This is a genomic window from Parcubacteria group bacterium (assembly GCA_041657845.1).
GTDB lineage: Bacteria > Patescibacteriota > Minisyncoccia > Moranbacterales > JAKLHP01 > JAKLHP01.
Map to the genome: position 1 here is coordinate 1 of JBBABD010000009.1, position 13,964 is coordinate 13,964.

A 13,964-nucleotide genomic window follows, 5' to 3' on the forward strand; every position below is an offset into this window, starting at 1 on the left:
CGGTGAATATGGCGGTAGCTGGAAGCAGTTGCACGAGTGTTTCATGCGGAGACACTTGTAAATATAATGAAAATGAATATGAAACAATAAAAATCGGAAACCAATGCTGGTTTGCTGAAAATTTGCGTACTTCAAAGACGCCAGGCGGAAATCCTTTGACTCTTGGATCGGATTATTATTGTTATTCGGGTGATAGCAATTGTACGAACAAAAATGGGGACAAGGATTCCTGCGGAGCAATTTATGGAGCATTTTATCCTTATTTGGTAGCAATGAATGGCGAATCATATGAAGGAGAGGCAGTTCAGGGACTGTGTCCGGACGGTTGGCTTATGGACGTCCCAATAACCAGTGGCCCAGAAGATGAATGGTTAAGCGTTGCAAGCGGTGGATGCGGGTCAGGAAATGGTTTCAATCTTCCATTGGCTGGCTATCGTAATACGTCACCGAATATCAGTATGTCGCGTAATTCCAAGGGCATGCTTTGGTCGGGTGATTTCAATCTTAGCCCCTTCCACATACTGGGAAACTCAAATCAAAATAAGCTTCCTGTATTTATAGAATATGATGGCTCCGGTAATGTATCTTCTAGTGACTTTGATGGAAATGAAGGCGTGTCAATTCGTTGCGTCAGCTCGACGCCTGCAGAATGAAAGGTTTAAAGATTTTTGTCGCAACATATAGATAATTGACTCCTATCGACTCCTATCGAGGTTCAACCTCGATAGTTTATTCTAAGGTCAATTCTTTTATTTCTTCGGATATTCTTTTCTTGTCTTCTTTCAGAAGTCTCTTGATTTCGTTTTTGTATCCATCTTGCCCGCCAAAAAATCCAAGATATTGATCTCTTGATGTTATCGACGGAAAGTTTTTATGTCCAACATAATCCGGATAACTGCTCCACCTGTAATTTTCCAAAAATTCCAACTTTTCTTCTAGTTCTATCGAGGTTGAACCTCGATAGTCAATTAAATCCAATGAGTTTAAGTGAATATAAGAGGGGAGATATATGAAATGAGACTCTTTTTCAATTAAAACAGCTTTAAATCTTCCTTGAAACAAAGATCCTACTCTCTCATTCTTTTTATTGAAATACATCGTGTAACCGGTTCCCATTTTTTGCATAAATTTTGTTATGCCGTTTTCTTGTTTTTGTTTTAACAAAAAATGGAAGTGATTGGGCATAAGAACGAAAGCTAATATCTCAACCAACAATTCTCTTGGCTTGTTACATCGAGGTTGAACCTCGATAGTTTTTTTATTTTTAATGCAATTTAGGTAGTTAAAATTATTTATCACCGGATTTCCATCATTAAATTCAAACATATCATGAATAAATCTAAAGTAGTCTTTTTTATTAAGAAATACTTTTCTTTTTTCAACGCCACGGTTGTATATGTGATAAATTTGATCTTCTACAAATTGTGGTTTTTCCATAATTTTATTGTAGCATAATTTTTAAATCCTATCGAGGTTGAACCTCGATAGGATTGTCGATTTTTGTTGGTTTGGCTGGTATAATCAATCTATGGACAAAAAAGAAGCCAAAAATAGAATAGAAAAACTGCGCTTTGAAATTGATAAAATGCGGTATGAATACCATGTTTTGGACAAGCCGGACGTTTCCGATGAAATTTACGATTCATTGATGCAGGAACTGAGGGAATTGGAAAAGCAATATCCTCAGTTTCGAAGTGTGGATTCTCCAAGCCAAAGAATAGGCGGAGAGCCACTGGATAAATTTCAAAAGGTTCGGCATAAAGTTAGGCAGTGGTCGCTGAATGACGCTTTTTCAATTGAAGAAATGAAAGATTGGGAAGAGAGAAATAGAAAATTATTGGAAAAGTCATCAGTCATCAGTCATAAGTCATCAGTAGATTATTGCTGTGAAATTAAGATTGATGGACTAAAAGTTGTTTTAACTTATGAAAACGGATTCTTGGTTCAATCAGCAACAAGGGGAGATGGTATTATAGGGGAAAATGTAACCGAGCAAATTAAAACAATTAACAGCATTCCCCTGAGATTGAATAAGGATATTAATATTATTGTTGTCGGAGAAGTCTGGATGAAAAGGAGAGACCTGGAAAGAATGAACAAAGAGCGGGAGAAAAAAGGAGAATTGCTTTTTGCTAATTCAAGAAATGCCGCGGCCGGATCAATTAGGCAGTTGGATCCTAAGGTAACCGCTCAAAGAAAATTGGATTCATATATTTATGATATTGAAGAAGTGGAAGGAAATTTTCCCAAAACTCAAATTGAAGAACTTGAATTACTGAAAGATTTAGGATTTAAAATTAATCCGAATTATAAATATTGCAAAACCATTGAAGAAATAGAAGCATTTTTCAAATCATGGGAAGATAGGCGCAACAAGCAAGAATATGGAATTGACGGATTAGTAGTCAAGGTGAATTCCAGGGAATTGCAAGAAAAATTGGGATATACCGGAAAATCTCCCCGTTTTGCTATAGCCTATAAATTTATTCCGGAAAAAGTTACGACTGTTGTGGAGGATATAAAAGTTCAAGTAGGAAGAACGGGCGCGCTCACTCCAGTAGCGCATCTTCGGCCGGTAAAAGTGGCCGGTTCAACTGTGAGCCGAGCGACGCTTCATAATGAAGACGAAATCAGGCGTCTGGATGTGAGAATCGGAGATACGATTATAATCCATAAAGCCGGCGATGTTATTCCGGAAGTAGTGGAAGTTTTGAAAAATCTTCGCATCGGCAAGGAAAAAATTTTTCATATGCCTTCAAAATGTCCGATTTGCGGAGGCGGGGTGAAAAGAGAGGAGATAGGAGATCTGGGAAAGAGAAATAAAAACTCTCAACTCTCAAATCCCAAATCTCAACTCTCAGCATCTCATTATTGCCTTAATAAAAAATGTTTTGCGATTGAAAAAGAAAACCTAATCCATTTTGTTTCCAAGAAAGGATTTAATATCGACGGGATGGGAGAAAAAATAGTTGAAAACCTGATGAATGAGGGGATAATTTCCAATATGGCCGATATTTTCGAATTGACCGAAGGGGATTTGAAACCGCTGGAAAGATTTGCTGAAAAATCAGCCAAAAATTTGGTAGAAGCGATTGAGAATGCCAAAAAAATAGAATTTCCAAAATTTCTCTATGCTTTGGGAATCAGGCATGTCGGAGAAGAAACTGCTCTGTTAGTTGGCAAAAATATCAGCACGCTTTTATGTCATTCCGGGCTTGACCTGGAATCTACGCTTCAGATTTACGGTAATGTAGATTCCCGCTTTCGCGGGAATGACAAAGAGAAATCAATTAAAAATCTAAATGACTTAATAAATTATTTTCCAAAAATTTCAGTGGAAATGTGGGCTAGTATTAAAGGCATAGGAGAGAAATCAGCTAAAAGTTTATCCAATTGGTTTTCTGAAAAAAATAATTTAGAATTAATAAAAAGAATGAAAAAATTGGGAGTAGAAATAATAATTTCTAATGAGCCAGAAAACGCAAGCTACAAACTCGATGGCAAGACTTTTGTCCTTACCGGAGAGCTTAAGAACTTTACAAGGGACGTTGCTAAGGATATGATTAGGAAGAAGGGAGGAGATGTTTCTTCGTCGGTTAGCAAAAAAACTGATTATGTTTTGGCAGGAGAAAATCCGGGGTCGAAGTATCAGAAAGCCAAGGAGCTAGGAGTTAAAATTATCAACGAAGGAGAGTTTAAGGAATTGATAAAATAGGCTAAAATTATGATATTATCAAAAGATGAAGTAAAAAATATAGCCAGTCTCGCCAGAATTGGAATTGAAGATAAGGAAATAGAGGATTACCAAAAAAATCTTTCGGAGATTTTAGATTACTTCAAGGAGCTGGAAGGACTTGATACGAATAGCATCGAGCCGATAGGCCATATTACAGGGAGAAGCGATGTTTCCAGAAAGGATGAAAGGGGAGAAGTTGCTCGAAAAGAGCGCGAGGATATTTTGAATAACGCTCCGGAAAGAAAAGATAATTACGTGAAAGTAAAATCAGTACTATAATGATTAAAGAACTCCATGAAAAATTAATCAGCGGCGAAACAACTTCAACAAAACTTACTGAAGAATATTTTGGCAAGATAGAAAAAAAAGATAAAGATATTCAAGCTTATCTTACTTTGACTAAAGATTTGGCGCTGGAACAGGCGAGGGCGGTTGATGAAAAAATAAAAAAAGGAGAAGCAGTGGATATTTTAGCAGGGTTGCCTTGCGCGATAAAAGATAATATGTGTATCGCGGGAGTGAGAACTACTGCCGCTTCGAAAATTCTGGATAACTATATTGCTCCGTACGATGCTACTGCAATCAGAAAATTAAAAGAAAAGAAAGCTGTATTTCTGGGAAAAACCAATTTGGATGAATTTGCGATGGGTTCTTCCACGGAAAACAGCGCTTATCAAATAACAAGAAATCCCAATGATTTAGAAAGGGTTCCCGGAGGTTCTTCCGGCGGAAGCGCTGCGGCTGTAGCAGGAGACGAAGCGGTTTGGGCGCTTGGATCCGATACAGGAGGATCGATTCGTCAGCCAGCCTCATTTTGCGGAATTGTGGGATTGAAGCCGACTTATGGAAGAGTTTCGCGTCACGGTCTTTTAGCGATGGCATCTAGCTTAGATCAAATCGGTCCACTGGCAAAAACAGTGGAGGATGCGGCGATTGTGCTTTCCAGAATAATCGGCGAAGATGGAAAAGATGCAACAGTGGCAAGCGAATTCGGAAAAAAATACGAAGATTATCTAACCGGAGATATTTCCAAAATTAAAATTGGTGTGCCGAAAGAATATATGGCAGATGGAATGGATGAAAAAGTTAAAGAGAAATTTCAAGAAGCGGTTGATAAATTCAAAAAAATGGGAGCAGAAGTTAGAGAAATAAGCTTGCCGCACAGCAAATATTCGTTGGCCGCTTATTATCTTATTATGCCTTCCGAAGTAAGTTCCAACTTGGCGCGATTTGACGGAATAAAATACGGTTTTCGAGCTGACGATCAAAAAGATTCCGATTTCGATGGAATAGCCAGAAATTTATTTGAAACCTATCTGGATACCAGAAAATATGGGCTTGGAAAGGAAGTGAAAAGAAGAATATTTCTAGGAACCTATGCGCTTTCTGCCGGATATTATGATGCCTATTATCTCAAAGCTCAGAAAGTTAGAGCACTTATCAAAAAAGATTTTGAAGAAACCCTTGAGGAAGTCGATTTTATTTTTTCTCCGACTACTCCGGAAACGGCTTTTAAAATTGGAGAAAAAACAGAAGATCCTCTTAGAATGTATCTCTCTGATGTTTTTACTATTTCAGCCAATCTTTCCGGAGTTCCTGCTATTTCTTTTCCGATTGGCAAGATTAACGAAGAAGATGGCAAAGAACTTCCGATCGGAGGACAGCTTATGGGAAAATGGTTTGACGAAGAGGGAATTTTGAACGCGGCGCATGCATTTGAAATAAATTAATTTATTTTTTCATAAATATGGATATTAATTTAATTTTTTTGGGGATAACGAAAATTTTTCAGGGTTTTATCCAATCGCCATTTTTCTTTGCGCTTAAATTTTTGTTAGCCGTATATGTAACGGTTCTTTTCGCTGATATCATAATGCTTTTGATGATTCGCGGATTTGGCGCTGATGTTCGTACGGCCTTCAGGGGAGCCAATGTCCCTCTTGTTTCTAAGAGTAAAATGAGAAAAAAATGGAACAAAATAGAAGCTTGTCTTTCCACTGGCAATTATTCTCAATATAAGCTGGCAATCATTGAAGCTGACAAAATAATCGATGGAATTTTCAAGTCGATGGGGCTTAAAGGAAATGATATGATTGAAAGAATGAAAACGCTGAATCCCGAACAGCTTGAGGCCGAGGAACACCTTGAAGAAGCCCATAAAGTTCGTAATCAAATAATAAACGATCCGTCATTTAATATTGAAAAAGCAGAGGCAAAAAGAGTCCTTGATATCTATGCGAAATTTCTGACTGAAAATGAGTTTATGGAATAATTGACAGACGGTTATGATTTGTATAGAATTGAAGGACTGTTTATTTAAGCAGATTTTATAGCGGGGTGGAGCAGTCTGGCAGCTCGCGTGGCTCATAACCACGAGGTCGCAGGTTCAAATCCTGCCCCCGCAACATTTTTTGAAAGTAGGCGTAAAGAGAAAATAAAATATAGGTGACAGATATTTTTTGTTTTTCACTTTACGTTTTTTGTTTAAATGAGTTATAACGCCGGGGTAGCTCAGTTGGTTAGAGCGCGGGACTCATAAGCCCGAGGTCGTGAGTTCAACTCTCACTCCCGGTACAATCTTATTAAGGAATATGGGGGCGTAGCTCAGCTGGTTAGAGCGTCTGCCTGTCACGCAGAAGGTCACCGGTTCGATCCCGGCCGTCCCCGCAAAATTTATAAAAATAGCCTTATTTTTCGAGGCTGTTTTTTGCTTTATATCAAGTAAATTTCATCTACTTTTTTCTCTTGCCAGAATGCTAAAAAGGCGCTATAATAGCATAGTGATATTTGGCTAAAATAGATATAAAAATGGAAATATTATGACTCTTAAATCGTATCTTTGGGGGATGCGTTCTGGCACCTTGCTAGCTTTAGCAGCTTGGGTTTTGGTAATATTTTATACTGATTCTGAAAAAGGAGGAGTTCCAGTAAAATTAATTTTCTATTTTACATTTTTTCTTCTTTTAACAGGAATATTTATTTTAATGCTTTCATTTTTGAGAAGGAAATTTGGAAAAGATGGAGTGATTCTTTCTGATTTGGGAATAAGTTTCAGGCAAGGAATGTTGTTGTCATTGCTGGCAATTGTTCTCCTGATGTTGCAAAGCTTTAGATTCTTAACCTGGTGGGACGGATTATTGTCAGTAGCCGGGATATTTTTAATAGAATTGTATTTTTTAACGAAATAATATTATGACTAAGAAAGAAATTGAAAAAAGCAAATCTGAATATGGAGCAAAATCTATTCAAGTTCTGGAGGGATTGGAGCCAGTCCGAAAGCGTCCGGGAATGTATATCGGAGGAACTTCGCTTGAAGGCCTTCACCATTTGGTTTGGGAAGTAGTGAACAATTCTATCGATGAAGCGATGGCGGGGCATTGTACGGAAGTTAAAATAAAGCTTCTTCCGGGAGAAATCGTTGAAGTGATTGATAATGGACGAGGAATCCCGGTCGATATGCATCCTCAGACTAAAAAATCCGCATTGGAAACAGTTCTCACCGTTCTTCATGCTGGAGGAAAATTTGGCGGAGACGGATACAAGATTTCCGGAGGACTCCACGGAGTCGGAGTTTCGGTGGTAAACGCGCTTTCAGTTTGGACCAAGGCGGAAGTTCATCGAGAAGGAAAGATTTGGACACAGGAGTATAAAAGAGGAAAACCTCTGGCTTCGGTTAAAGCAGTCGGCAAAACAACAAGAACCGGAACAACGATCACGTTTCAGCCTGATCCGGAAATATTTCCTGAGATAAAATTTAGCTGGAGCAAGATTTTGGATTATATTCGCCAGCAGGCGTATCTTACTAAGGGAGTTAAAATAACTATTGATGATCTTCGGGAAGTTACCGGAAAAGATGATGAATATAAATCAAAAAAATACGGATTTTTCTTTGATGGAGGAATTGTTTCTTTTGTAAAATTTTTGAATAGAGGAAAAAACGTTAAGAATGAGCTTCCGGTTTATATTGAAAAGAAAATCGGAGATACTTACGTCGAGGTTTCTTTACAGTATACCGATGGATTCAAAGAGCATCTTTTCTCTTTTGCCAATAATATTTACACAGTCGAAGGTGGAATGCATGTAACCGGGTTCAACGCAGCTCTTACTCGCGTGCTAAATGATTATGCGAAGAAAAATAATTTGCTCAAAGAAAAAGACGGAAGTTTGACGGCAGAAGATGTGCATGAAGGGCTTACGGCGGTAATCAGCGTTAAACTTCGCAATCCGCAATTCGAGGGACAGACGAAATCAAAATTGGGAAATGGAGAAATTCGCGGAATAGTTTCCAGTATTACGGCCGAGGGGCTTTCCGAGTTTTTGGAAAAACATCCCAATAATGCCAAGGCAATGATTGAAAAATGCGTGCTTACAGCTAAAGCTAGACTGGCGGCGCGGGCGGCCAAGGACGCAGTGCTTCGCAAAGGCGCTCTAGAAGGAATGACTCTTCCCGGAAAATTGGCGGATTGTACAACACGAGATAAGGCAAAGTCAGAGTTATACATCGTTGAGGGAGACTCTGCAGGCGGAAGCGCCAAGCAAGGAAGAGACCGGATGTTTCAGGCTATTCTTCCTCTTCGGGGAAAATTGGTTAATGTAGAAAAAACCAGTTTGGATAAAGTAGTGAAATCGGACACGTTAAAGCCGATAATAATTGCGTTGGGAGCGGGAATTGGAGAAAGTTTCGATTTAACGCGTCTTCGCTATGGAAAGATTATTATTATGGCCGATGCTGATGTAGATGGATCGCACATCCGAACCTTGCTCCTGACTTTCTTTTATCGCTATTTCGAAAAATTGGTGACTGAAGGCCATGTTTATATCGCTTGTCCCCCGCTCTATCAGCTTAAAAAAGGAAAAGATGTGCGCTATGCATATACTGATGAACAGCGGGACAAAATTATTGAGGAAATGTCTAAAATACAAAGCACAAATTCCAAATTGCAAACAAAAAACAAAGCACAAACTACAAAACCGGAATCTGATGATGAAGAAGTTATTGAAACTGACACCAATGAAGGCGGAGAGAAAATTGCGGGAATAAATATTCAGCGCTATAAAGGTCTTGGAGAAATGAATCCCCAACAGCTTTGGGAAACAACTATGGATCCGGATAGCAGGAGAATGCTTCAGGTGAAGATTGAAAACGCAGAAGAAGCCGATCGAATTTTTGATATTCTGATGGGATCGGACGTCGAACCGCGCAAACGCTTCATCCAGACTCATGCCAAGAGCGTGAAGAATTTGGATGTATAACTTACATGTCATTCCGGGCTTGACCCGGAATCTACACTATCGAATTACGCTAATCCAACAATTTATATATTAAGCTCTCAATTATCGTTTGTGTAGATTCCTGCTTTCGCAGGAATGACAAATTAAAATCTCCGTTGAAAGGCAGAGACAAGAGTATTTTTGGCAATTTTGACAATCTTGGATTGCAATGATATCATATCACTATAATTATTGATAGAATAAAAAACGAATCTTTTGATCCTGCAGTTGTAATACATAGGAGTGATACGGTTGTAAAAAAGCGCCTTCATGTTATCATATAAATAAGAATTCATATGTCCCTAAAGACTGAAAAATATAAACAAGTCATTCTTTATCTTTGCTCTAAGTTGGGCAAGGAAATAAGAGGAAAGAAAAAACTGGCGAAATTGCTTTATTTCGTTGATTTTGATTTTTTTGAGAAAAATCAAAAATATTTTACGGGAGACAAATATAAATCTTTACCGATGGGACCAGTACCAGTTTCTTTAAATATGATAACAAAAGAAATGGAGAAAGAAAAAATGATACAGATAAAATCTGTAAATGAGCGAAATGGATACAATCCAACGGAAGTCTATACTTGCCTAAAAGAACCCGAAACTTCTATTTTTTCCGACGAAGAGAAGGAAATACTAAGTCGAGTTATTAAAAAGTACGGTCATCTGAATGGAAAGCAACTTGAAGACCTGACTCACGCGGAAGCTCCATATTCCGGAACAAAACCAGGAGACGAAATATTTTATGAGTTAGCTTTCTATCGCGGTACGGATTTTAAAAGCAATGATTGATTTTATCTCACATCCCTTATTCGAAAAAGAAACTGCCAAATTAAAGCGGCGGTTTTCTTTTTTGGATAAAGCGCTGGAAGCGTTTAAAATGTTGTGTGAGTTTCAATTTCATCCGCTAAATCCACAACAAAGAATCGCACCGGCAAAATTACATAGAATTAAGCAGAATGACTTGTGGAGCATATGGAAAATTGAATTGGCTGTTCCGGGTTTAAGGCCTAATCAATTTCCAAGAGTCTGGTTTGCAGTGAAAGGATCTAGCATAGCATTTCTTTGTATAGCGACCCATGTTGATAATTATAATGATAACCAAATAACTCAAATATCTTTAGGGAGAGTTTCTGATATATTTTAATTAAGATAAAAATTTTAAATATTCTTCGGAGGCCTTGTTTGCAGCAGGGAGTTTTTCTTTCTTTGTTTGCTGAAAGCTAAAAATACTGGTAAAATTATCTTATGGAAAAGATTGTGATGTATACCGACGGCGGGTCGAGGAATAATCCCGGGCCGGCGGGTGTTGGTGTTTACATTGAAACATTGCACAAACAATTCGGACATTATATCGGAGAAAAGACCAACAATGAAGCCGAATACGAAGCGGTTATTTTTGGCTTGAAAAAGCTTAAACAATTAGTCGGAAAAGATAATTTGAAAGATATATGGATAGAAAATTATTTAGACAGTGAATTAGTGGAAAGACAGCTGAATCATGTGTATAAAATAAAAGAAGAAAAAATACAAAAACTATTCATCGAAGTTTGGAATTTGATGCTTGATTTTGGGAAGGTTTCATTTTATCATATACCAAGGGAAAAAAATAAAATTGCGGATAAATTAGTTAATCAAGCGCTGGATGAGGAAGAAAGACAAGCAAAACTCATCTAGAGGTTCTATTTATGAAAAAGTGGAAAAAGCGAACAATCTGGGTAGTTATTGTTTTGGCTTTAATTAGCGGAGGAATTTTTTATTTCTCTTCGAAAAAAACCAGTACGACATATATAACCGAAGAGGCTGGAAGAATTGATGTAAAACAAACAGTTTCTGTAACAGGAGAAATTAATCCTGAAAACATAATAGATTTGGGATTCAAAACCAGCGGGATTGTGAAAGAAATGAATGTTAATGTCGGCGATACGGTAGAAAAGGGACAGCGCTTATCCAAGGTTGATCCAAGCACTCTTCTTGCTGAGCTCGAAGCTTCTAACCAAGATATTGAATATTATGACGAAACTTATGATTACATGAAGGATAATAAAAGCACTTATGAAAAAGAACAGAGAGAGGCTCAAAAAGCTTTGATTAGAAAGGCAGAAGCCTTGAATCGCGCGGCTCGGATAAAGATTGGTGAAACCTATATTTATTCTCCGATCGCCGGAACAATTATCAAGAGAAATGCCGACCTTGGAGAGATTGCCATTTTTAATTCAACTATTTTGACGGTGGCGGAAGGAGAAATGGAGATTAAATCTGATGTTCCTGAATCGGATATTATTAAAGTATCCTTGGGCCAGAAAGCAGACATTTCCTTTGATGCTTTTCCATCTGATGTAAAATTTGAAGCCAACATCATTAAAATAGAGCCGGCTTCAACAGTGATTCAAGATGTAGTTTATTACAAAGTAAAACTTAGACTGGATAATGTTGATGAGAGAATCAAGCCTGGAATGAGCTGCGATGTAGACATCAAAACCGCCGAAAAGAAAAACGTGATTGCCATTCCGCTTCGCGCTGTGAAAACTGAAGGCGACAAAAAATACGTGGAAGTTTTGAAAGACGAAAAAAATAATATTACTGAAAAAGTTTTTGTAGCCACCGGTCTTGAAGGAGACGATGGAATAGTGGAAATTTCTTCAGGACTGAAAGGCGGGGAAAAAGTGATAACGCTGACAAGCGAGAAGTAGTTATAAATCGTGATTTTGAGAATATTTCCTGTGTCATTTCGACCGAGATTATTTCGAGTTTTACGAGAAATAATCGAGTGGAGAAATCTAATTAGAATATATCTTATTAGATCTCTCGACTCGCTATCGCTCGCTCGAGATGGCATTTTATTTTATGGAAAAGCCAATTATAGCTGTCGAAAATCTCTGCAAAACCTATGAAAGTGAGGGTGTGAAAACTACCGCGGTTTGCGGGGTTTCTTTCTCGGTGAGAAAAGGCGAGTTTGTCGCGATTATGGGACCGTCCGGAAGCGGGAAATCAACTTTGATGCAAATTCTGGGTTTTTTGGACAAGCCCACCGAAGGGAAATATCTTTTTGAAGGTGAGAATACGGAAAAGTTTTCCGAAGAAAAATTATCATATATTCGCAACCAGAAAATCGGCTTTGTTTTTCAGACTTTTAATCTTCTTCCCCGGACGACGGTTTTTGAAAATGTCGAGCTTCCGCTTCTCTATGATCACGGAGAGACAAGTCGGAAAAAAGTCCAGGAAAAAGTGGAAAATGCCTTAAAATCGGTTTCGATGGAACATCGCATCGGTTATCTCTCCAATCAGCTTTCTGGAGGAGAGAAACAAAGAGTAGCCATCGCGAGAGCTTTGGTAAATAATCCAGATGTGATTTTTGCCGATGAGCCGACTGGCAATCTTGATTCAAAATCAGGAACAGAAGTTTTAAAAATTCTCCAAAAGCTTAACAAAGAGGGGCATACGATTATTTTAGTGACCCATGAAACATTCACCGCTCAGCATGCAGAGAGAATTGTGTATGTAAGAGATGGACAAATTGTAGCCGATGATTTAGTCAAAGACAGAAAAATAGCGGAAGATGGAGAACTCCTAAAATAAATTTTCAATTTTCAATTTACAATTTTCAGTGAATTTTCAATTTTCAATTAATTAATTTTCAAACATTGGAAATTGAGTCATTGTAAATTGATTGTAAATTGGTCATTGATCATTGAAAATTTTGCGTTTAATAAATCCGATAAAAATTTCCTACAAGAATCTAACAGCGGCGAAATTCCGCTCGTTTTTGACTATGCTTGGGATTATAATCGGAGTTGGTTCTGTGATTTTGATTATGGCTATCGGGCAATCGGCGCAAGAATTAATTTTGGATCAGGTAAAGGGGATTGGAACAAATTTAATCGGAGTTATTCCTGGAGCTTCTTCAGATGACAACAGTCCTCCTCCGGCAGCTATGGGAGTTTCTATTACTACTTTTACTTATGACGATCTGGAAGCGCTTCGAAATACCAGAAATGTTCCAGAGGTGGAAGCTGGAGCCGGCTATGTTATCGGATCCGAAACAGTTTCTTATGGGGGTTTGGATAAAGCGCTTTCTTTTACGGGAACTACAGCAAGCTATATCAACGTAGAAACAGCTGAAGTGGAAAATGGAAGATTTTTCACCAAAGAAGAAGAGGCTAACTTATCAAAAGTGGCGGTTGTAGGAAGCAAGATGGCTTTGGATTTTTTTGGAAACGATAATCCGGTTGGAAAGACGATTAAAGTAAAAGAGCAAAACTTTAACGTTATAGGAGTATTCAAAGAGCGCGGTTCTAGCTCTTTCGGTCTTGCTGGACAGGATGATTCTGTTTTTGTTCCCCTGAAGACAGGACAAAAAATACTTTTGGGAATAAATTATCTTTCTTATGCCAGGCTTAAAATAAAAAATCCCGATCTTATTCCTTCGGCGATAGCTAATGCGAAAACGACCTTGAGAGAAAGGCATAACATTAAAGATCCGTCCAAAGATGATTTTTCTGTTCGCGATCAGGCTTCAGCCTTGGAGACGATCACTAACATTACCAACATCCTTCGTTATTTTCTTCTAGCGATCGGAACAGTTTCTCTGATTGTTGGAGGAGTGGGGATTATGAATGTAATGCTTATTGCTGTCAATCAAAGAGTAAGGGAGGTCGGACTTCGTAAAGCAGTCGGAGCAAGAAACTCCGAAATTACTTCTCAATTTCTCATTGAATCGGCGACAATTTCTTCGCTAGGCGGAATAATCGGCATAATTTTGGGAATATTTTTGGCTTTTATTGCTTCGGTCATTATCCAGGCTCTAAATTATCATTGGCCATTTATTATTTCTACCCCTTCTATTCTCGTGGCTTTTGGAGTTTCGGTTCTTATCGGAATTTTGTTCGGAATCTATCCTGCCCGCAAAGCTTCAAAAATAAGTCCGATGGAAGCACTGAGATACGAATAATTTAAAA

Annotated in this window: 14 protein-coding genes and 3 tRNA genes; 16 read left to right on the forward strand and 1 reads right to left on the reverse strand. The window is 38.2% G+C overall.

What is annotated here, in order from left to right:
• Nucleotides 1–653: FISUMP domain-containing protein (locus WC906_02410; protein ID MFA5777268.1), on the forward strand; the 653-nt coding region annotated here is incomplete at its 5' end.
• Nucleotides 654–729: 76 nt separating this feature from the next.
• On the opposite strand, the gene WC906_02415 is transcribed toward WC906_02410, so the two are convergent.
• Nucleotides 730–1,437 carry a transposase gene (locus tag WC906_02415; protein ID MFA5777269.1) on the reverse strand — a complete coding sequence of 236 codons (708 nt, stop codon included), beginning with the start codon at nt 1,435–1,437 and terminating at the stop codon, nt 730–732.
• 91 nt (nt 1,438–1,528) lie between these two features.
• On the opposite strand from WC906_02415, the gene ligA reads away from it, so the two are divergent.
• The 15 genes from ligA to WC906_02490 all read left to right on the forward strand — a co-directional run bounded on the left by ligA (nt 1,529) and on the right by WC906_02490 (nt 13,957).
• A complete protein-coding gene (gene ligA, locus WC906_02420; protein ID MFA5777270.1) occupies nt 1,529–3,715 on the forward strand; it encodes an NAD-dependent DNA ligase LigA in 2,187 nt (728 codons plus the stop codon).
• Nucleotides 3,716–3,724: 9 nt separating this feature from the next.
• Nucleotides 3,725–4,015 (forward strand): Asp-tRNA(Asn)/Glu-tRNA(Gln) amidotransferase subunit GatC, encoded by a 291-nt coding sequence (gene gatC, locus WC906_02425; protein ID MFA5777271.1) that lies wholly within the window; start codon nt 3,725–3,727, stop codon nt 4,013–4,015.
• Nucleotides 4,015–5,466, forward strand: a complete 1,452-nt coding sequence (gatA, locus tag WC906_02430; GenBank protein MFA5777272.1) for an Asp-tRNA(Asn)/Glu-tRNA(Gln) amidotransferase subunit GatA — start codon at nt 4,015–4,017, stop codon at nt 5,464–5,466. Before gatC ends, gatA begins: the two co-directional genes overlap by 1 nt.
• 17 nt (nt 5,467–5,483) lie before the next feature.
• Complete coding sequence (locus tag WC906_02435; GenBank protein ID MFA5777273.1) at nt 5,484–6,008, forward strand: hypothetical protein; 525 nt, start codon at nt 5,484–5,486, stop codon at nt 6,006–6,008.
• Nucleotides 6,009–6,067: 59 nt separating this feature from the next.
• Nucleotides 6,068–6,141 (forward strand) — tRNA-Met (locus WC906_02440).
• A gap of 95 nt (nt 6,142–6,236) precedes the next feature.
• Nucleotides 6,237–6,310: transfer RNA gene (locus tag WC906_02445), tRNA-Met, on the forward strand.
• Between the two features lie 19 nt (nt 6,311–6,329).
• Nucleotides 6,330–6,403, forward strand: a tRNA-Asp gene (locus WC906_02450).
• A 152-nt stretch (nt 6,404–6,555) separates the two neighbouring features.
• The gene (locus tag WC906_02455) at nt 6,556–6,924 is read left to right on the forward strand and encodes a hypothetical protein (GenBank protein ID MFA5777274.1); all 369 of its coding nucleotides are present in this window, start codon (nt 6,556–6,558) and stop codon (nt 6,922–6,924) included.
• 4 nt (nt 6,925–6,928) lie between these two features.
• A complete protein-coding gene (gyrB, locus tag WC906_02460) occupies nt 6,929–8,989 on the forward strand; it encodes a DNA topoisomerase (ATP-hydrolyzing) subunit B (protein ID MFA5777275.1) in 2,061 nt (686 codons plus the stop codon).
• A gap of 314 nt (nt 8,990–9,303) precedes the next feature.
• Nucleotides 9,304–9,798, forward strand: coding sequence for a Panacea domain-containing protein (locus WC906_02465; protein ID MFA5777276.1), 495 nt, complete (start codon nt 9,304–9,306; stop codon nt 9,796–9,798).
• Nucleotides 9,791–10,153, forward strand: a complete 363-nt coding sequence (locus tag WC906_02470) for a hypothetical protein (protein ID MFA5777277.1) — start codon at nt 9,791–9,793, stop codon at nt 10,151–10,153. Before WC906_02465 ends, WC906_02470 begins: the two co-directional genes overlap by 8 nt.
• 101 nt (nt 10,154–10,254) lie before the next feature.
• Nucleotides 10,255–10,683: a ribonuclease HI family protein gene (locus WC906_02475; GenBank protein ID MFA5777278.1), complete on the forward strand. Its 429-nt coding sequence runs from the start codon at nt 10,255–10,257 to the stop codon at nt 10,681–10,683.
• An 11-nt stretch (nt 10,684–10,694) separates the two neighbouring features.
• Nucleotides 10,695–11,699: an efflux RND transporter periplasmic adaptor subunit gene (locus WC906_02480; GenBank protein MFA5777279.1), complete on the forward strand. Its 1,005-nt coding sequence runs from the start codon at nt 10,695–10,697 to the stop codon at nt 11,697–11,699.
• Nucleotides 11,700–11,853: 154 nt separating this feature from the next.
• The gene (locus WC906_02485) at nt 11,854–12,585 is read left to right on the forward strand and encodes an ABC transporter ATP-binding protein (GenBank protein ID MFA5777280.1); all 732 of its coding nucleotides are present in this window, start codon (nt 11,854–11,856) and stop codon (nt 12,583–12,585) included.
• A gap of 193 nt (nt 12,586–12,778) precedes the next feature.
• Entirely contained in the window at nt 12,779–13,957 is a 1,179-nt protein-coding gene (locus WC906_02490; protein ID MFA5777281.1) for an ABC transporter permease, read from the forward strand.
• Nucleotides 13,958–13,964: the final 7 nt, after the last annotated feature.